This is a genomic window from Bacillus paramycoides, assembly GCF_001884235.1.
GTDB lineage: Bacteria > Bacillota > Bacilli > Bacillales > Bacillaceae_G > Bacillus_A > Bacillus_A paramycoides.
This window is the reverse complement of record NZ_MAOI01000101.1, coordinates 1-17728: the sequence shown is the minus strand read 5'-3', so window position 1 is coordinate 17728 and position 17728 is coordinate 1. Positions and strand designations below refer to the sequence as shown.

21 protein-coding genes are annotated in these 17728 nt (G+C 31.4%); 15 read left to right on the top strand and 6 right to left on the bottom strand.

Annotated features, from left to right (window positions below; all coding sequences use genetic code 11):
- Positions 1 to 6: 6 nt before the first annotated feature.
- The gene (locus BAU28_RS21085; protein ID WP_071719854.1) at positions 7 to 2238 is read left to right on the top strand and encodes an MMPL family transporter; all 2232 of its coding nucleotides are present in this window, start codon (positions 7 to 9) and stop codon (positions 2236 to 2238) included.
- Positions 2239 to 2290: 52 nt separating this feature from the next.
- On the opposite strand, the gene BAU28_RS21080 is transcribed toward BAU28_RS21085, so the two are convergent.
- A complete protein-coding gene (locus BAU28_RS21080) occupies positions 2291 to 2476 on the bottom strand; it encodes a DUF4021 domain-containing protein (protein ID WP_025150700.1) in 186 nt (61 codons plus the stop codon).
- A gap of 198 nt (positions 2477 to 2674) precedes the next feature.
- On the opposite strand from BAU28_RS21080, the gene catA reads away from it, so the two are divergent.
- From catA to BAU28_RS21060, 4 genes are all read left to right on the top strand, one after another.
- Positions 2675 to 3325, top strand: coding sequence for a type A chloramphenicol O-acetyltransferase (catA, locus tag BAU28_RS21075; RefSeq protein ID WP_071719853.1), 651 nt, complete (start codon positions 2675 to 2677; stop codon positions 3323 to 3325).
- 213 nt (positions 3326 to 3538) lie between these two features.
- Positions 3539 to 4063, top strand: coding sequence for a GNAT family N-acetyltransferase (locus tag BAU28_RS21070; protein ID WP_071719852.1), 525 nt, complete (start codon positions 3539 to 3541; stop codon positions 4061 to 4063).
- Positions 4064 to 4117: 54 nt separating this feature from the next.
- A complete protein-coding gene (locus BAU28_RS21065) occupies positions 4118 to 5044 on the top strand; it encodes a GNAT family N-acetyltransferase (RefSeq protein ID WP_071719851.1) in 927 nt (308 codons plus the stop codon).
- Between the two features lie 140 nt (positions 5045 to 5184).
- Positions 5185 to 5703, top strand: coding sequence for a GNAT family N-acetyltransferase (locus BAU28_RS21060; RefSeq protein ID WP_071719850.1), 519 nt, complete (start codon positions 5185 to 5187; stop codon positions 5701 to 5703).
- A gap of 10 nt (positions 5704 to 5713) precedes the next feature.
- On the opposite strand, the gene BAU28_RS21055 is transcribed toward BAU28_RS21060, so the two are convergent.
- Positions 5714 to 6601: a DMT family transporter gene (locus BAU28_RS21055; RefSeq protein WP_071719849.1), complete on the bottom strand. Its 888-nt coding sequence runs from the start codon at positions 6599 to 6601 to the stop codon at positions 5714 to 5716.
- 171 nt (positions 6602 to 6772) lie between these two features.
- Between BAU28_RS21055 and BAU28_RS21050 the strand changes: the two genes are divergently transcribed.
- The 4 genes from BAU28_RS21050 to BAU28_RS21035 all read left to right on the top strand — a co-directional run bounded on the left by BAU28_RS21050 (position 6773) and on the right by BAU28_RS21035 (position 10228).
- Complete coding sequence (locus BAU28_RS21050; protein ID WP_071719848.1) at positions 6773 to 7333, top strand: helix-turn-helix domain-containing protein; 561 nt, start codon at positions 6773 to 6775, stop codon at positions 7331 to 7333.
- A 34-nt stretch (positions 7334 to 7367) separates the two neighbouring features.
- On the top strand, positions 7368 to 8315 hold the full coding sequence (locus tag BAU28_RS21045) for a hypothetical protein (protein WP_071719847.1): 948 nt from the start codon (positions 7368 to 7370) through the stop codon (positions 8313 to 8315).
- 165 nt (positions 8316 to 8480) lie between these two features.
- Complete coding sequence (locus BAU28_RS21040) at positions 8481 to 8630, top strand: aspartyl-phosphate phosphatase Spo0E family protein (protein WP_071719846.1); 150 nt, start codon at positions 8481 to 8483, stop codon at positions 8628 to 8630.
- 209 nt (positions 8631 to 8839) lie between these two features.
- Complete coding sequence (locus BAU28_RS21035; protein ID WP_071719845.1) at positions 8840 to 10228, top strand: protoporphyrinogen oxidase; 1389 nt, start codon at positions 8840 to 8842, stop codon at positions 10226 to 10228.
- A 69-nt stretch (positions 10229 to 10297) separates the two neighbouring features.
- Here the strand turns inward: BAU28_RS21035 and BAU28_RS21030 are convergent, their stop codons facing one another.
- Entirely contained in the window at positions 10298 to 10846 is a 549-nt protein-coding gene (locus BAU28_RS21030) for a hypothetical protein (protein ID WP_071719844.1), read from the bottom strand.
- Between the two features lie 231 nt (positions 10847 to 11077).
- Positions 11078 to 12418, bottom strand: a complete 1341-nt coding sequence (locus tag BAU28_RS21025) for a hypothetical protein (protein ID WP_071719843.1) — start codon at positions 12416 to 12418, stop codon at positions 11078 to 11080.
- 226 nt (positions 12419 to 12644) lie between these two features.
- Between BAU28_RS21025 and BAU28_RS21020 the strand changes: the two genes are divergently transcribed.
- Positions 12645 to 13196: a GNAT family N-acetyltransferase gene (locus BAU28_RS21020; protein ID WP_002171934.1), complete on the top strand. Its 552-nt coding sequence runs from the start codon at positions 12645 to 12647 to the stop codon at positions 13194 to 13196.
- A gap of 42 nt (positions 13197 to 13238) precedes the next feature.
- Here the strand turns inward: BAU28_RS21020 and BAU28_RS21015 are convergent, their stop codons facing one another.
- Both BAU28_RS21015 and cspD read right to left on the bottom strand, forming a co-directional pair.
- On the bottom strand, positions 13239 to 13424 hold the full coding sequence (locus BAU28_RS21015; protein ID WP_000286200.1) for a cold-shock protein: 186 nt from the start codon (positions 13422 to 13424) through the stop codon (positions 13239 to 13241).
- Positions 13425 to 13510: 86 nt separating this feature from the next.
- Positions 13511 to 13714, bottom strand: coding sequence for a cold-shock protein CspD (cspD, locus tag BAU28_RS21010; RefSeq protein WP_000176365.1), 204 nt, complete (start codon positions 13712 to 13714; stop codon positions 13511 to 13513).
- A gap of 400 nt (positions 13715 to 14114) precedes the next feature.
- On the opposite strand from cspD, the gene BAU28_RS21005 reads away from it, so the two are divergent.
- The 5 genes from BAU28_RS21005 to BAU28_RS31335 all read left to right on the top strand — a co-directional run bounded on the left by BAU28_RS21005 (position 14115) and on the right by BAU28_RS31335 (position 17672).
- On the top strand, positions 14115 to 15011 hold the full coding sequence (locus tag BAU28_RS21005; protein ID WP_071719842.1) for a CPBP family intramembrane glutamic endopeptidase: 897 nt from the start codon (positions 14115 to 14117) through the stop codon (positions 15009 to 15011).
- Positions 15011 to 15673 (top strand): nucleoside/nucleotide kinase family protein, encoded by a 663-nt coding sequence (locus tag BAU28_RS21000; protein ID WP_116500438.1) that lies wholly within the window; start codon positions 15011 to 15013, stop codon positions 15671 to 15673. The genes BAU28_RS21005 and BAU28_RS21000 overlap by 1 nt, the downstream gene beginning before the upstream one ends.
- A 303-nt stretch (positions 15674 to 15976) precedes the next feature.
- A complete protein-coding gene (locus tag BAU28_RS20995; RefSeq protein WP_071719841.1) occupies positions 15977 to 16750 on the top strand; it encodes a Cof-type HAD-IIB family hydrolase in 774 nt (257 codons plus the stop codon).
- A gap of 103 nt (positions 16751 to 16853) precedes the next feature.
- Positions 16854 to 17459, top strand: a complete 606-nt coding sequence (locus BAU28_RS20990) for a PRK06770 family protein (RefSeq protein WP_071719840.1) — start codon at positions 16854 to 16856, stop codon at positions 17457 to 17459.
- A gap of 87 nt (positions 17460 to 17546) precedes the next feature.
- Entirely contained in the window at positions 17547 to 17672 is a 126-nt protein-coding gene (locus BAU28_RS31335) for a hypothetical protein (protein WP_255300139.1), read from the top strand.
- The last annotated feature ends 56 nt before the right edge of the window (positions 17673 to 17728 follow it).

Genomic DNA, 17728 nt, shown 5'->3' with positions numbered 1-17728 from the left:
GTTTTTATGAAAAAACACCAGTTAAGCACGTTAGGGAAGCTTGTAGCAGTGAAGCATACGCAATGGATAACATTAGCGGTATGGATTCTTATTACATTAGTACTTTCATTTACGTTGCCCCAAGTAAATAGTACAAAGGATCCTAATCCGAAGAATCTACCTGAAACAGCTATGTCACAACAAGCTGAAGCACTTATGAAAAAAGAGTTTCCTAATAATGCAGGAAACCCGTTGTTAATTGTATGGCATAGAGATGGTGGATTGCAGTCAAAAGACTACAAATTAATACAGGACGTTTATAAAGAGTTAAAAACGGACCCTTTAAAAGAGCAATCATTGTTACCACCATTTGATACAATCCCTGAGCAAGTACTTTCGAAAAATGCATCAAAAGATGGTACATCATTTGTCACACCAGTATTCTTTAATAAAACTGCTGGAACGGATGTATTAAAAGGTAATTTAGAAGAGTTACGAAAAATAGTGAATAGTAAGGTGGATGAAGATCCATTCAAACGAAAAATTACCGACTCTGGCTTACATGTTCGATTATCTGGACCTGTAGGTATTCAAACGGATGCGGTAAGTTTATTTAGTCAAGCTGATGTGAAATTATTAGTTGCTACTGTACTACTTGTGTTGGTTTTATTAATTTTATTGTATCGCTCTCCAATTTTAGCAATCTTACCTTTACTTGTTGTTGGCTTTGCATATGGAATTATCAGTCCGACACTGGGCTTTTTAGCAGACAATGGATGGATTAAAGTTGATGCACAAGCTATATCGATTATGACAGTTTTACTATTTGGAGCAGGAACGGACTATTGTTTATTTCTTATTTCAAGGTATAGAGAGTACTTATTAGAAGAGAAAAGTAAATATAAAGCATTGCAACTTGCGATAAAAGCATCAGGCGGAGCGATTATCATGAGCGCACTAACTGTAGTACTAGGGTTAGGAACATTATTACTTGCACATTATGGAGCTTTTCATCGATTTGCAGTCCCATTTAGTGTCGCTGTTTTCATCATGGGAATTGCTGCATTAACAATTCTTCCGGCATTATTATTAATTTTCGGTAGAGCTGCATTTTTCCCATTTATACCGAGAACTGATGAAATGAATGAAGAGTATGCAAATAAAAAAAAGAAAGTAGTAAAAGTAAAAACTACAAAGGGGGCCTTTAGTAAAAAGCTTGGCGATATTGTTGTACGTAAACCGTGGACAATTATCATGCTAACCGTAGTTTTATTAGGAGGATTGGCTTCATTTGTACCACGTATTCAATACACATACGATTTGTTAGAATCCTTCCCGAAAGATATGCCATCACGCGAAGGATTTACATTAATTTCTGATCATTTTTCAGCTGGAGAATTAGCACCAGTAAAGATTGTAGTTGATTCAAAAGGAAAAGATTTATCTATTAAACAAGAATTAGAGAAATTATCTTTTGTTAATAAAGTGAAAGAACCAATGAGGGGAAAAGAAAACAATCAATTGCAAATGTATGAAGTTTCTTTAGTGGAAAATCCATATTCTATAGAAGCATTAGATCAAATCCCTAAATTAAAAAATAGTGTAGAAAAGGTATTAAAAGAAGAAGGCATTTCTAACGCTAAGAATCATTTGTGGCTTGGCGGAGAAACAGCTTCCTTATATGATACAAAGCAAATTACTGAGCGTGATGAAGCAGTAATTATTCCGGTTATGATTAGTATCATAGCTCTACTTTTACTCGTGTATTTACGTTCAATCGTTGCGATGATTTACTTAATTGTAACAGTTGTTTTATCATTCTTCTCTGCCTTAGGAGCAGGGTGGATTTTACTTCATTTTGGTATGGGGGCTCCTGCAATACAAGGTGCGATCCCGTTATATACATTTGTATTTTTAGTTGCCTTAGGAGAAGACTATAACATCTTTATGATTTCTGAAATATGGAAAAGCAGAAAAAAACAAAATCATTTAGATGCAGTGAAAAATGGTGTTATGCAAACAGGAAGTGTGATTACATCAGCAGGTTTAATTTTAGCGGGAACTTTTGCAGTGTTAGGAACATTGCCAATTCAAGTTCTTGTTCAATTCGGTATTGTAACTGCAATTGGAGTTTTACTTGATACATTTATTGTAAGACCATTATTAGTACCAGCAATTACAGTTGTTTTAGGGCGCTTTGCTTTTTGGCCAGGGAAACTTTCTAAAAAAAGAGAAGAAGTACAAAAAATGAATATATAATATAGAAGAGCCAAGGATATTTTCTTTGGCTTTTTTCTAAATGTAGATGAAGTTAGTTATTTTTTGAAGTAAGATCATCAGTTACAGCGTAGTCAACATCTTCAATAGTCGTTTCTGACATTCCGTATAAGCCGTTCATTGCTTGTACTTCCACATTAAGATTTACAGTATTATTATTTTGAATAGATGTAGTGTTTTTGATAACATTTGCTTTTTGATTTGCATTTTTGTCATTCAAGTATGTATCCTTCAAATATCATTTGATTTATTAATAGTATGTGGATGGATTTCCAGAAATATGTGAATGAATTTTGGCGGATGTTATATAATTAAATAAAAACTTGGGGTTAAATTTAAACTGTAAGGAGTGAATAGTTGTGGTGAAAGCAAGAAAATTAGCCTTCTAAAATAAAAAAATTTTAGGAGGCTATTAATAATGAAGTTTCATGTAATTGATAGAGAAAATTGGAATAGAAAGCATTATTTTGAACATTATTTAAAATTAAAATGCACGTTTAGTATGACTGTGAATGTTGATATTAAAATATTATTAGAGGAAATACATCAAAAGAAAATTAAATTTTATCCGACTTTTATTTATTTAATTTCTAGAGTGATAAATAAATATAAAGAATTTCGAACATGTTTTAATGAGGATGGAGTTTTAGGGTATTGGGAGGAAATGATACCTAGCTATACAATCTTTCATAAAGAAAATAAGTCTTTTTCAAGTATATGGACAGATTATTCTATTAATTTTCATGCTTTCTATAAAAACTATGAAGAGGATATAAGATGTTATGCTAATGTTCATGGTCTCTTCACGAAAGAAAATATTCCGCCAAATGTGTTTCCAATCTCTAGCATACCTTGGACTAGTTTTACTGGATTTAATCTTAATATTAATAATGATGGTGATTTTTTATTACCAATTATAACTTGCGGAAAATATTTCAATGATGGAAGCAAGGTTATGCTACCTATTTCACTTCAAGTACATCATGCGGTTTGTGATGGATATCATGCGAGTCGATTTATAGAGGATTTACAGGAGCAAGCTAATACTTGTAACGAGTGGCTTAAGTAATATCTAATTTTTAATTATATAAAATTGAAAATAAATAAAAAGAAGAGAACATGTTTATATTACATGTTCTCTTCTTTTTATTCATTGATACTAAGTAACAGTGGAAAATATAGGTTGATTTGTAGTTTAATAGTAAAGAGAGCGATTGATTTTAATTTTCTTTATTTTAAAACTATTTAAGGGTTCAAACGTTTTAGTAGGGGGCAAAGTAAAGTGAAATTCGTAAGTATTGAAAAAGATGAGATCCTAATTGATAATATGGCAAAATTGTATTGTAAAGCATTTGAAAAAACAAAATTCAATGAAATGATCGAGCGAATGAAAAGACATATAGAATATCCAGGTTTTAAAGGTATATTAGCAATAAATGATGAAAATGAAGTAGTTGGTTTTACTTATGGTTATCGCTCTATGGAGGGACAGTACTATAATCAATTAATGAGAGAAGCGTTAAATTTAGAGCAAGTAGAGGAATGGTTACAAGATTGTTTTGAATTTGTAGAATTAGCAGTTCACCCACAATATCGAAATGAAGGTCTTGGAACGAAATTACATAATGAATTATTAGAAGGGATTTCAAATAGAACGAGCGTTTTAACAACACAAATTAACAATGATAAGGCGCGTTCTTTATATGAAAGATTAGATTGGGTGAATGTATTGGAGCCATTTCATCCAAGTAAAAATGATGTTCCTTATGTAATAATGGGAAAAGTATTAAAAACTAAAGTAAATTAATAACGTTTTTGTTCACATAAGTTATTGGTTTGTAATGATAAAGGGGAAAATGAAATGACGATAATATCTATAGAAAAAGCTACAATTTTAGATGCTGAAAAGTTAACAAAAATAATGACAAAAACATTCGATGAAGAAGCAAAACGTTGGCTATGCGGACAAGATGATGTAATTGATTATAACATTCAGCCACCTGGATACTCTTCAGTTGAAATGATGAAATATTCGATTGAAGAACTGGATTCTTTCAAAGTAATAATGGATAAAGATATTATCGGGGGAATTATAGTTACAATCTCTGGAAAGTCGTATGGAAGAATTGATCGTATTTTTGTAGATCCTGTTTATCAAGGAAAAGGAATTGGATCAAAGGTTATTAAATTAATAGAAGAAGAATTTCCAAACATAAGGATTTGGGATCTCGAAACATCGAGTAGACAAATTAATAATCACCACTTTTATAAAAAGATGGACTACCAAACAATTTTTGAATCGGAAGAAGAGTATTGTTACGTGAAAAGAATAAAGACAGCTTTACACGAAGAGAACGTAGTTAAAAGTGAAGATATGAAAAATAGACAATACGAAAACTGTAATTTAGCAAATACAGAGTATTATCAAGTGAATTTAAAAAATAGTTCAATTGTTGGTAGTAATGTAATGAATATGAATATGAGTAATTGTAATGTAAGTCAATCAAAGTTTAGAAATATAAATTTTAGAGGGTCCTCATATGCAGATTTAAATCTTTCTGGTAGTAAGTTTAATTTGGTGACATTAGATGGAGTCCAATTTAAAAATACAAATCTTGGAGACGAGAAGGAACCTATTTCATTCGATACATGTGATTTGGAAGGTAGTACAATAAGTAATAGTAAGCTTCAAAATCTTAAAATAGAAAATTGTGATATAACTGGTATGAAAATAAACGGTATTCCAATAGAAAATCTACTTGAGTTGTATAATCAGGTGAAAAATTAAATAGACCCTTAAGTATGTTAGATGTTCAAATTTAAAATGTTTTGCTGAAATAATTATATAAAAATAACATAAAGAAAAACGTATGAGAAGGATTATAGCGAAGGATATTAGAATCTGTTATTTATAGGGAGGGAAGAAAAATGGGAATCAACGTTAGAGCAGTAGAAATACAAGATGCTAGAGCAATTCATCGTATATGTATACAGGATGACGTTTTACCTTATATGGTTTTCTTACCTAGCATGCGTGTAGACGCTATGGAAAATAGAATTCGAAACTTAGCACCAAATCAATTTGAGTTTGTTGCAGAGTATGATGGAGAAGTTGTTGGATTTGTTGGTTTAACCCAAAGTCCAGGACGTAGATCTCATTCGGGTGATTTGTTTATAGGGGTAGACAGTGAATATCATAATAAAGGAATTGGTAAAGCGCTTCTTACAAAAATGCTTGATTTGGCTGATAATTGGTTAATGTTAGAGAGAGTGGAACTTGGTGTGTTAGAAACGAACCCTAAAGCGAAAGCCCTATATGAAAAATTCGGATTTGTAGAAGAGGGGGTAAAGATAGGGAATTTAAAGGCTCACGGAAAGTTTATTAATGAAGTTATGATGAGTCGTTTTAGACCTGATGGTTTACTTGTACATAATGAAAAAGCATGACAATATAATGTCATGCTTTTTCATTACAATTCGGCTGTAATAAAAATAATGCTAATCCAATAAAAATAATTGTAATTCCAAGTGCTTGTTGTAAAGAAATTGTTTCACTTAAAATGAAATAGGCTAATATACAAGTCCCAATCGTTTCTCCTAAAATACTCATAGAGATCACAGTAGCACTCATCCATTTTAATAACCAATTAAAAATCGTTTGACCTAAAATTGTAGCAATGAAAGCTAATCCAATAAAGGACAACCAAGTTTGTGCAGAGTAATGGAAGAAAGATATTTGCTGCATGTAAGCAAATATACCGAGAAAGCATGCACTACTTCCATAACTAATTATCGAATACGGTATAAGAGATAAATCTTTACGAATGTGTTGACTAATGAAAAAGTAAGCGGTAATGATTCCGGCAGCAATAAACGCTAAAATATCTCCGTATAAAGCTTCTCCACTAATTTGGAAATCTTGCCATCCAATCATGATACTTCCTGAAATGGCAATGAGGCAACCAATAACAGCTCCTTTTGTAAATCTCTCCTTAAATAAAAAATAACCACCAATCATTGAAAATAACGGTTGTAACGTTACGATAACTGTAGAACTTGCTACAGAAGTATATTGTAAGGATTCAAACCATAGTACATAATGTGTAGCTAAAAATAGCCCAGAAATAAATCCGAATCCCCATTGTTTTTTCGTTAATGTTTTTAGCTCGTTTCGATTGTTTTTATTAAATAGTAATAATGGTAACAGAATCAGTGCGGCAAATAACAATCGATAAAAAGCAATGATTGCCGCAGGAGCATCTGCTAATTTTACAAAGATCGCTGAAGTTGATAAGGCGAATACACCGAAAAATAAGATGAAATATGATAGAGTAGGTGATTTCAAAGTTTGTCCCTCCAATAGGATGTTTATTATAATGAACTGAATGAGATATAATGTACAAAGGTAAGTATATAAGTCTCGGAGACGATAGAAAAGGATTATTTGCCTTTGTTTAGTAAGTCAGCACAAAGGCAATGAAATATACATTAAGATGGACGAAAGGGAGTAGTTACTTTGATTAACTATCGGCTTGGACAAACTGTTTTAAGCTATCGTAAAAAAAATAATATGACAATTCGTGAGTTTGCTGATTATGCAGGAATAAGCACATCTCTTATTAGTCAAATTGAAAGAGGGCATGCCAATCCTTCTTTAAGTGTTTTGGAATTAATAGCGAAAGCATTAAATGTACCGCTATTTACACTATTTATTAATGATATTGATACGGATTCACTTATTTCTAAGAAAAAAGATCGAAAAAAAGTATATCGGGAAAATAATGATCACATTGTATATGATGTATTAACACCGGATTTTATGAAAGCACGTATTGAAATGTTAATGATGGATTTAAATAAACAAGCAAATACAACGGAAAGCCACTATTCACATGAAGATAAGGAAGAGATTGCTGTTGTCATGAAAGGGGAAGTGTATGTGGAATTAGAAGGAAAAGAATATTTTTTAGAAGAAGGCGATGTTGTACGTATCCCGCCGAACGTGAGGCATCGGTTTTTGAATAAAAGTGATGAATCGAATTACATTTTATTTGTATTGACGCCATCCTTAGGATGAGTATTAAGTGATTTTTATTACGGGGGATAAAAAGATGGAAAATAAAAGTGTTTTAAAGGGTGGCCTTTCAATTATTTCTCAATGTAAAAAACAAACAAATGATATTTGGCATGCGCATTTCGGAGCAGCTGCAATTGCTAGTTATTTTTTCATAAAAGATAATAATATTGAAGAAGAGATATCTCGTAATATTTATTCACAAACAAAAATGATGCTGAACAAACAAAACTTAGGAGAAATAACTGATAATAAAGAAGAAAATGAATTTCAAAATGCTAAAGAAATGATTATAAAAACTCTGGAACATACGATGGATGAACTTCATTGGGTGGGGCATAACGTCATTTATGCAGCGCTAAGTTTATTAGCCATGAAAGAGTTGCGAAAATGGGGGAATCATCAAGATATTGAAGGGATAACTAACCTGATATTATCGTTTCAAAAAAAAATTCCCGGTAGATCATGGATTGGTTTTACGACGAAAGAAGTAAAACAATTAAGTATAAATGATGAGATTCAAATTGGATTAAGAAATCCAAAGCAATTATCTAAGTTCATTTTAAATGAGCTATCGAAGTTTAATATTATTTATCGAGCGGAATCACATCATGATTTAATTGGTCATATGCTTACTTTTTCCCACGCCATTAATATAATGTATGATTTAGGACATAGAGATATATTTCAACGAGGGATACGTCCACTTTTAAAACTAGTATACGTACTGCGTGCTAGTCAAAAGCTTATGCCGAATACTGAAATAAATTTACACTCACCTATAGATCGTTTACCTTTAATCGAATCTGAACGTGCTCATGTTTTACCAACAGAAAATAGATTTTGGCTAAAAGACTTTAGTAAATTGAATTGGGATTTTGGGCATGTTTTCAAATTTTCATATAGTTATTTTGATCATATAAAGAGGGATCCAGAATATAAAGATATAACATTAGAAAAATTTAGGTATGTTATTAATTCCTAATGTATTTTAATGATCTGTATAAAGAGGCTAAATTTAAGTTTCTTTGTTGGTAGTATATTATTTTTAAATATGTAAGATTTCACATGCGTTTTTCACTTTTACTAATTATGTAAGTAGGCTATACTAAAATACATACATTTTATTATTGGAGAGAAGTAAAACGACATGGAATTAGCGAAATTGGAAAAAGTAATTGAAATAAAAAAAGAAGAATTAATATATTTAGTATCGGATTATGGAATTCAACATGAAAAAGTACTGGCATTAAGTCAAGAAATAGACAAATTGATTAATTACTTTATGTTTTTAAAATAGAGAGAACTATGACTTCATTTGAAACTGTTATAGTTCTTTTTTATTTATTCATTTAAAATGATGGTTATTTACTGATTAAATTTATATAAATGTATTCGTATATAGTGTCAATTTTTTTACAGAATGATCAAGCTGCTAGTCGAATATAAGGACTTTTGGGTATAATAATAAAGGAATTATTAATTGTATCGGTTAGGAGCGCAGCAAATATGAAAACAGTCGTTGTCATCGGTGGAGGTATTACTGGACTTTCTACTATGTTTTATTTAGAAAAATTAAAGAAGGATTATAATATAGATTTGAATTTAATCCTTATTGAGAAAGAAGAGTATTTAGGTGGTAAGATCCACAGTGTGGAAGAAAATGATTTTATTATGGAATCAGGGGCAGATTCTATCGTTGCTCGTAATGAATATGTTATGCCACTTGTAAAAGAATTGAATCTAGAAGATGAAATGGTATATAACGAAACAGGTATTTCCTACATATATTCTAATAACATATTACATCCCATTCCGTCTGACACTATATTTGGGATCCCTATGAGTGTTGAATCATTATTTAGCAGTACGCTAGTCTCAACGAAAGGGAAAATTGTTGCTTTAAAAGATTTTATAACGAAAAATAAAGAGTTTACGAAGGATACATCACTTGCTGTATTTTTAGAAAGTTTCTTAGGGGAAGAGTTAGTTGAAAAACAAATCGCTCCTGTGCTTTCAGGTGTGTATTCCGGTAAATTGAATGAGCTTACAATGGCATCTACATTGCCTTATTTACTGGACTATAAGAATAAATACGGAAGTATTATTAAAGGTTTTGAAGAGAATAAAAAACAGTTTCAGTCAGCAGGAAATAAGAAGTTTGTATCATTTAAAAGTGGACTTTCTGTGATTATTAATCGCTTAGAAGAGGTGCTTAATGAAACTGAAATTAAAAAAGGTGTTGTAACGACAGCGGTAAGTAAAAAAGATGATCAATATGAGATTTCTTTTGCAAATCATGAGGCAATACAAGCGGATTATGTCGTTTTAGCAGCTCCGCATGATATCGCACAAACCTTATTACATTCTAATGAGTTAAATGAGCAGTTTAATAAGTTTAAAAACTCATCTCTTATTAGTATTTACTTAGGTTTTGAAATACCAGATGAACAACTATCAGCAGATGGTACAGGGTTTATCGTTTCAGAAAATAGTGATTTGCATTGTGATGCTTGTACATGGACGAGTCGGAAGTGGAAACACACATCTAGTAAACAAAAGCTGTTAGTAAGAATGTTTTATAAGAGCACAAATCCAGTATATGAAACGATTAAAAATTATAGTGAAGAAGAATTAGTACGAGTTGCTTTATATGATATTGAAAAGAGTCTCGGAATTAAAGGTGAACCAGAAGTAGTCGAAGTTACGAACTGGAAAGATTTAATGCCGAAATATCATTTAGAACATAACCAAGCTGTTCAAGCATTACAAGAAAAATTAGCAGCTCTTTATCCAAATGTATATTTAGCTGGCGCTTCATATTACGGCGTAGGAATTGGTGCTTGTATTGGAAACGGAAAGAATACGGCCAATGAAATAATTGCTAAAATTAAGTGAAACGCATAATGAGTAGTTTTAAAATACATAAACAAAAACATCCCTCCAGTAAAAAAAGGAGGGATGTTTTTATTTTACAGTAAGTATTATTTTTTTATTTGTTTTGTTATCTTGCTGAATTGTTAATGTTACCTTTCCAGATTCTTTAAAGGTGTATGGTGATAGTTGATAAATTTCTTCAATTTTATGTTTTTCTTTTAACGTACTTGTAGATATGGACGATATAGTAGGTGTCCAAATTTCTTGTTTACCTGAAGGATAGTCGATTTTTATTTGCGGGTGTTCTAAATGTATTGGTTCCCAAGAAACAAAATACACTTTAGTTTTTACATCTTTTTTCAGTAATTCTTCTGAGAAATAACCGAATTCGCCAACATTACCGAAAACAGTGTGATTTTGATTTTGTAATTGTATATCTAAATGACTAGGTTGATACGTTACTGCGTGATAAATCCCGTATGAAAGAGAAAGTGCGGCAGCGATTAAAATACCAACTGAAAATGTCTTAAAGCTATTTCCTTTAAAACTTGTCATCATGAATGAGTTTGGTGTGAATTTTTTTGCGAATAAAAAAATGAGTAAAATAAATAGAAGTGCTAAGCCAATGAAAATATACATAAAGTTTATACACCTCCGTAAGAAGAGTTACAACCTCCTAAATTATAACATAAAAGTATATGTTATAATTTAGGAGGTTGTTTTTGCAGGGGGAAAATACATCTGTGTCTATCTCTTCGTTAATGAGTTAGATACACTTCTCAGACTTACCGGATTTTTAAGTGAGAATGGAGACAAAAAGCACGTTGTTATTGGATGTTAGTTGCGTATAAAGAAAAAACAAAGAGAAAATCATCTCTTTGTTTTTTCTAATTTCCAAGAGCCAAATATTAATAAGCTACCAATAATAAAACAAATGACAATATTGACTGTTATTAAAACAGGGAACATCGGAATTTCGTTATGGATTCCTTTCCCAGTAAGGACTACGAATACGTCATTTAATGGTATACGATAAATGAAACTAAGTACTAATATAAACGTAATTAATAAAATTTGATTTATCATACTTCCTAGTTTAGACCAGCGATTACGAAGTAATAAGCTAGAATCTTTAAGGGAACTAGTAGCGGCGTATGCGAAACGATTTAATTGTCTTGCTTGTAAAGATGAGAAGAAACCGATTAGTAAACCACCGATTGGTAATGTCCATGATAGCATTGTACATAGTATACCTAATAATGCGCCCACATTTGTTACTATTATCGGGTGATAAGAGTTAAAGTGATGGAATAGTTTGGATCCTAAAAATAAGGATAAAATAATCCCGATTCCATATGGTAAATAAACGCCATAAATCATGAAAGTGCTGCTTTCCTGTGACAGTGCAAAGAATGTGCCGTACAATAAGAAAAAATTAACGATCATTCCTTGTGTAAATCCAAAGTAATAAATAAATTTAGGTAATTGAAACTGAAATTTTACTTTAGTGATGTATACAGTTAGTAGTGCTATTGCAACAAGGATGGTGACGATTAATAGTACAAGTAGCAGTTGTAAATTTATTTCACGAGTTGCTTTCATAAGGAAAAGTAGCGTAGTAAAGAGAATGAATAATAAAAATGAAGGCACTGAAAAATGGAATGAGTTCTCTACTGTGACTTCGTATGTTGGCATTTTTCTTAAGGATAAGTAACAAATACAAAGAGCGATTCCGTAAAATATAAAAGCTAAACTTGGATGGTTAGAGTTAGCAGTAAATAAAATAAGTGGAACAATCAATAAAACTGTTAATAGTGCAAAAAGATATTGATTCATTTTCATTTTACTACCAAATAAAAATTTTCCATGATATTGAGTTGTTGTATAAAGTGGTAATAAAATACTTGATGCGATTCCCATAAAAAGGGCAGAGAGTTCAATCCAAATTGTTGAAAAAGTAGCTAAAGACCCGCATAAAGTTCCGATTATCGCAAGCGCAAGAAAGTGTAATAATTGTTCACGTGCGTTTATTTTTGTTTTAAAAGAATGAATAAGAAAAGCGCCTGTATATTTAAAAGTGTAGAAGATAATGAGAGGGAACCAACCATTTAATAGTGTATTGTATGAATTTCCAATAATGATAAAAAGGAAATGAGGTAAAAAGATAATTGTGTTCATGAGAGCGTATGTAAAATAATTATATTTTGTCATAAAAATAACCTCTTTGCAGTTGTTAATGATTTGAAATTCAATTTATAGTAATTATAGCATAAGGCGAAAATGGTAATCAAAAAGCAAGAAGGTATATTCTTAGTTCATATAGAATAAAAAGGATAAGTGTCATTAGAAATGTTTGATTAGTGGGACATTTAGGACTTTCCTAATTATAAATATTTTTTCTGCTATAATAAATTAGTAGAGAGAAAGGAGCGATCCTATGGCATTTCCTGTGTTAGAAACAGAACGCTTGCGCTTAGTTGAAATAGAACAATCATATTGTCAAAAAATATATGAAATATTTTCATTAGATGAAGTAACGTGTTATTACGGTATGAATTCTTTTACTGAGTTCGGACAAGCTTCACGTATGATTGAATCTTTTTCGAAAAATTATTATGAGAAAAAGGCAATACGGTGGGGAATCGTATTAAAAGAAACGAATACTTTAGTAGGGACAATTGGATTAAATAATTTACAACTTTGGAGTAAACGATCTGAGATTGGATATGACCTACATCCTCGTTATTGGGGAAACGGCTATGCTTCAGAAGCAGCCAGGGAAATCATTACTTATGGATTTCAAGAGTTAGGTTTATTTAGAATTGGAGCTATTACATATCCTGAGAATATTACTTCTTGCAATATGTTATCTAAAATAGGCTTCCAAAAAGAAGGCTTGTTACGTGGGTACATTCATCAAGGTAATCAACAACATGATGCATTAATGTATTCTATTGTAAGAACAGATGTTGAGGATATTCATTATTAATAAAAAGCCCCTCTTATTTAAAATAAGAGGGGCTTGTAAAAATTAACCTAACTTAGGTAATAAACGTTCTCCGCTTTTCATGTTACTTTTACATAAAGGGCATTTAGGCTCTTCTTCAAATGAAAAGTTCTTTCTCATCCATCCTAAACAATCCTCTGATTCACATTCCCAAACAGGGGTTTGTTCTGGTGGTACTTCTGCTACATCGTTCTTTCGATTGCGATACATGTAACCACTCCTTTTATGTAAAAAATTTTAGTTATATATTAAAAAGGTTGTTAACCGAGCTGGTAACAACCTTTTTATTGTTTAAATTATAGCTTTACAACGTTTTTAGCTTGAGGTCCACGGTTACCGTCTTCAACTTCAAAGCTAACTTCTTGACCTTCGTCAAGAGATTTGAAGCCGTCGCCAGTGATAGCTGAGAAGTGAACGAATACGTCGTTACCGTCTGCAACTTCGATGAAACCGAAACCTTTTTCGCTGTTAAACCATTTTACTTTACCTGTTAATGTCATGGTAATGCCTCCTAAAATTTAAAAAGATTACAATATGATCGGCCTTATTTGAATGAAAATAAAAGTTCACATATTATCAAAAACCCATAAGGAGTACAAAATATCCCTGATTGATACTTGATAATATGCAAAGAAAGTATAGTGTTAAATTGACCTTAATTACTATCTTACAACAAATGGTGTGAAATAGCAAGTGTTGGAAAAATAAAGAAAAAATAGGGTAATTTATAGCAAAAGGCACAAAGACATCTCTTTTATTTATATATTATTCCTAATTTGGATTTATGCTAAAAATTGATGTAAGAAAAAATGTAGAGCAAATATTAATAATGTATTCTTTGTGGTAAAATATGGTTTATTCATTGATAGTAATTAAATATTATAAAAGGAGGAGAGAGAGTTGAAAAATGATTCATTTAATATAATTGAGGCAGCAAAAATAGGGAGGAGAAAAGTACACCCAATTTTTGCTGTAATATTAGCTATTATATTTTTGACTTTAGGCGAACTTTTTATGTTGTTTATGCTATTTTTACCGAAAGCTGAAACGACATTCATGAAAGGGATTTATGATAATGTTAGAATGCTGTTAACATTTGGAGGAGCTATATTCATTTTATTTATATGGGTTCGTTTTGTAGAAAAAAGACCTTTTTCGTCCATTGGTTTTTGGAAAGAGCAATGGATGAGAAAGTATTTGAAAGGTGCGTTAATAGGGTTTGTATTTATTTCAATACCAGTTATTCTACTACTATTAATGGGAACTGTAAAATTACAAGTACAACATATTACCTCAACAGTGATAGTAGGAATAGTAGGATCTTTAGTTGCATTTTTAATACAAGGGGCAACGGAAGAAATTATTGTACGAGGTTGGTTATTCCCGGTTCTTTCTGTTAGAAGTCGTATATGGGTTGGAATAATTGTTACTTCTTTTTTATTTGGTTTTCTTCATCTACTCAATCCAGGAATTACAATATTATCTATATCGAATATAATGTTAGTTGGTGTTTTCGCAGCTTTATACGTATTGAAAGAAGATGGCCTGTGGGGAATATGTGCATGGCACTCAATTTGGAACTGGGCTCAATATAATGTATATGGTTTTGCGGTTAGTGGTACAACTGTATATTCCACTCCAATTTTTAAGTCTATAACAAATGGACCAGAAATATTGCATGGAGGCTCATTCGGAATTGAAGGTAGTATTATTACAACAATTATGCTCTCTATCGCTTCAATTGTTTTATGGAGACAGTTATGGGGTAGAAAAGCGAAACAACGAGATTTTAGTTAATGAAAGTGGGAGAAACTATGGGGATTTTAGCGTTTGAAGGAGCGAGTGCTGTTGGTAAGAGTACAACGTGTCGTGAATTAGAAAAAAATTATGGTGCTTATATTATACCTGAGGTTAATTTTTTATTTGAAAGACCAAAAAATGAACATAGAACATGGTATTTTGAAAAACAAGTAGAGCGCTGGAATATAGCAATGCAGAAGTCGCAGCAATATGAGTTAGTAATACTTGATGGGGATATATATCAGCCGCTTAGCTATAATTGGTGTTTCTATTTTGATGTATTTAATCAACCGTTATCTTTAATAGAAAACTTTTATAAAGAAAAGATGATAAATAGGGAAATTGGTTTTCCAGATCAATATTTTTATTTATACACGAATGATGAAGAACTTAGAAAACGGAAAGAATCTGATGAGACGAAAAGAAGAAGGAACTTTGAAAAACATTTACATATATCAAAATCATTTCAGTGTTATTATGAAAATTTAAATAACGTTACAGAAGGATACTGCAAGTTAATCGAAGCGAAAAGCGTAAGAAATAATGAATTGGAAATTGTGAAAAGGTTAAAGGACTTGAAAGTGAATGAAGAAAGACGTTTTGATGTTTCGAGGCTAGCTGCTATTACGAAGTGGTTAAAAGAGAATCGTGCATATTAAAAAGCGACGGGTGCCCTATAAGGCACCCGTTGTTTTTTTATTTAAATGCCAGGTTAATACATCTACTTTATGTATTAACCTGGCATAAAGTTAAAGTAAATATAATTGTAAGAAATAAAATTTGGTTATTAGACAGAATAATCTTTTAATTTACTTAGAAAAGAAATACAATATAAGGAAATCTATAAAAGCTTTCCTATGTAGTTTAGGAGGAATAGGTGTATCAAAAGTGTTAAAAGGTTTATTGAAATAATTCTATTAAAGTAACTAATTATTACTGGTGAAAGGAGACTAAATTTAAGCATGAAGAAAGTTATTATTTCGGATCTAGATGGGACTCTATTAAGAAGTGATAAAACCATTTCAGAGAAATCTATTAATATTTTGAGGGAATGTAAAAATAAAGGGAGTGAACTGATTTTTGCCACGGCAAGACCTCCAAGAGCCATTAACCAGTATATTCCAAGTGTGCTAAAGAATGATATTATCATTTGTTATAACGGGGCTCTTGTACTTAAAGGTAATGATACTTTGTATAAAAAGGAGATTTCTAGAAATGTCATTTTAGAAATTATAGAAAAAGCAAAAAAGTATAACTTAAATAATATTTGCATTGAAATAAATGATAAGCTGTACTCAAATTTTGATGTTACTGATTACTTTGGCAATGTACCGAATGAAGTTATAGATGTAAGAGAGCTAGACTTCAAAGAAGCTTTTAAAGTGATTCTTTGTACGAAGGATTCAATAAATAAGAATTTAATTAAAGAACTTCCTGCCGAATGTAATGCAGTCATTACAGATAATGGAACATTGTGTCAAATTATGCATGCGGAAGTTTCAAAATGGAATAGTATTCAACATGTTCTTCAGCACCTTAATTACGAGGCATCTGACGTAATTGCATTTGGAGATGACTATAATGATATGGAAATGATAGAGAAGTGCGGTATTGGTGTAGCGATGAACAATGCTGTTGAGGAATTAAAATCAGTCGCTAAATTTATTGCAAAAAGTAACGATGAGGATGGCGTTACTACATTTTTGGAAAGTAATAATTTTATTTATGTTAATTAGTGTGAGGAAATGAATGGCAGTAAATTGTAAAAAAATGAGATGCTACACCTGTTTTTGATAGATATAAACTATGAATAGGGATATTTGGGAGGAAACAAGCGGGATGAAAACACTATTTAAAATATTAGGGATCATAGCTGGGATGGCGGTAGTTGGAGTAGGATTAACGTATGGTATGCTGTATTATATGAATCATAGTAAACCGACAGCAAAAAAGACATCGCCGGCAGCTCCGGCAGTAGAAGTGTTAGCTGATAGTAATGTGAAAGCGGAAGATGCAAAGCTTTTAGAAAATGGGAATTATTCGTTACCGAATAGTGGTTTTAATAAAAATTTTAAATGGACTGATGAGAACATACAGACTGCATTACATGAAATGACACATCAAAAAACGAAAGCAGATCAAAAGTGGGGCTATATTTTTATAACACAAGAACGTATTGAAAGTTTACTTGATATTGTAAATAGCAATGATCTTGTACAAAGAAGTGCATATATAGATATTTTAGAACGATGGAAACAAGGAAAATATGAAAAGGTCGATGCTGATCACAACAAGATTTGGAAATTGCAAAGCGGGAATTTAGGAGAAGGAAAAGGAATTATGTCACAAGCGGAACAAAAAGAATTAATTAATCAAGTATTTATGCAAAAAGGTACATATTCAGGTAGTAAATTAATTGCAGGTGGGGGACAACCTAATAAATAAGATACATATCGATTTTGAAACATCTTTGTTGTTAAAAGCGCAAAGGTGTTTTTTATTGACATTAGAAATAAATGGGAATATATTAGCGTGATGATATTCTCACTTTCTATAGAAAAGTTAGGAATTGCAATTGCTAGTTTACTTGTTTTTCCAATCGTATATGTTCTAGTTAAAGAAAAGGAAACATCTAATAAAAAGAAGATGAGTATCTAAGTTATCTTTTAGAAAAATGAGTTGATATTCTTCAAAGGGTATCAACTCATTTTTTC

Coding starts and splice junctions, on each gene's coding strand:
- BAU28_RS21015 (WP_000286200.1), bottom strand. CDS start 13,424: ATGTATCGCAATCGAAAGAACGATGTAGCAGAAGTACCACCAGAACAA.
- BAU28_RS20995 (WP_071719841.1), top strand. CDS start 15,977: ATGAAGAAAGTTATTATTTCGGATCTAGATGGGACTCTATTAAGAAGT.
- BAU28_RS21065 (WP_071719851.1), top strand. CDS start 4,118: ATGACGATAATATCTATAGAAAAAGCTACAATTTTAGATGCTGAAAAG.
- BAU28_RS21085 (WP_071719854.1), top strand. CDS start 7: ATGAAAAAACACCAGTTAAGCACGTTAGGGAAGCTTGTAGCAGTGAAG.
- BAU28_RS21030 (WP_071719844.1), bottom strand. CDS start 10,846: ATGTATATTTTCATTGGCTTAGCACTTCTATTTATTTTACTCATTTTT.
- BAU28_RS20990 (WP_071719840.1), top strand. CDS start 16,854: ATGAAAACACTATTTAAAATATTAGGGATCATAGCTGGGATGGCGGTA.
- BAU28_RS21045 (WP_071719847.1), top strand. CDS start 7,368: ATGGAAAATAAAAGTGTTTTAAAGGGTGGCCTTTCAATTATTTCTCAA.
- BAU28_RS21025 (WP_071719843.1), bottom strand. CDS start 12,418: ATGACAAAATATAATTATTTTACATACGCTCTCATGAACACAATTATC.
- BAU28_RS21020 (WP_002171934.1), top strand. CDS start 12,645: ATGGCATTTCCTGTGTTAGAAACAGAACGCTTGCGCTTAGTTGAAATA.
- BAU28_RS21060 (WP_071719850.1), top strand. CDS start 5,185: ATGGGAATCAACGTTAGAGCAGTAGAAATACAAGATGCTAGAGCAATT.
- BAU28_RS21035 (WP_071719845.1), top strand. CDS start 8,840: ATGAAAACAGTCGTTGTCATCGGTGGAGGTATTACTGGACTTTCTACT.
- cspD (WP_000176365.1), bottom strand. CDS start 13,714: ATGACATTAACAGGTAAAGTAAAATGGTTTAACAGCGAAAAAGGTTTC.
- catA (WP_071719853.1), top strand. CDS start 2,675: ATGAAGTTTCATGTAATTGATAGAGAAAATTGGAATAGAAAGCATTAT.
- BAU28_RS21040 (WP_071719846.1), top strand. CDS start 8,481: ATGGAATTAGCGAAATTGGAAAAAGTAATTGAAATAAAAAAAGAAGAA.
- BAU28_RS21000 (WP_116500438.1), top strand. CDS start 15,011: ATGAAAGTGGGAGAAACTATGGGGATTTTAGCGTTTGAAGGAGCGAGT.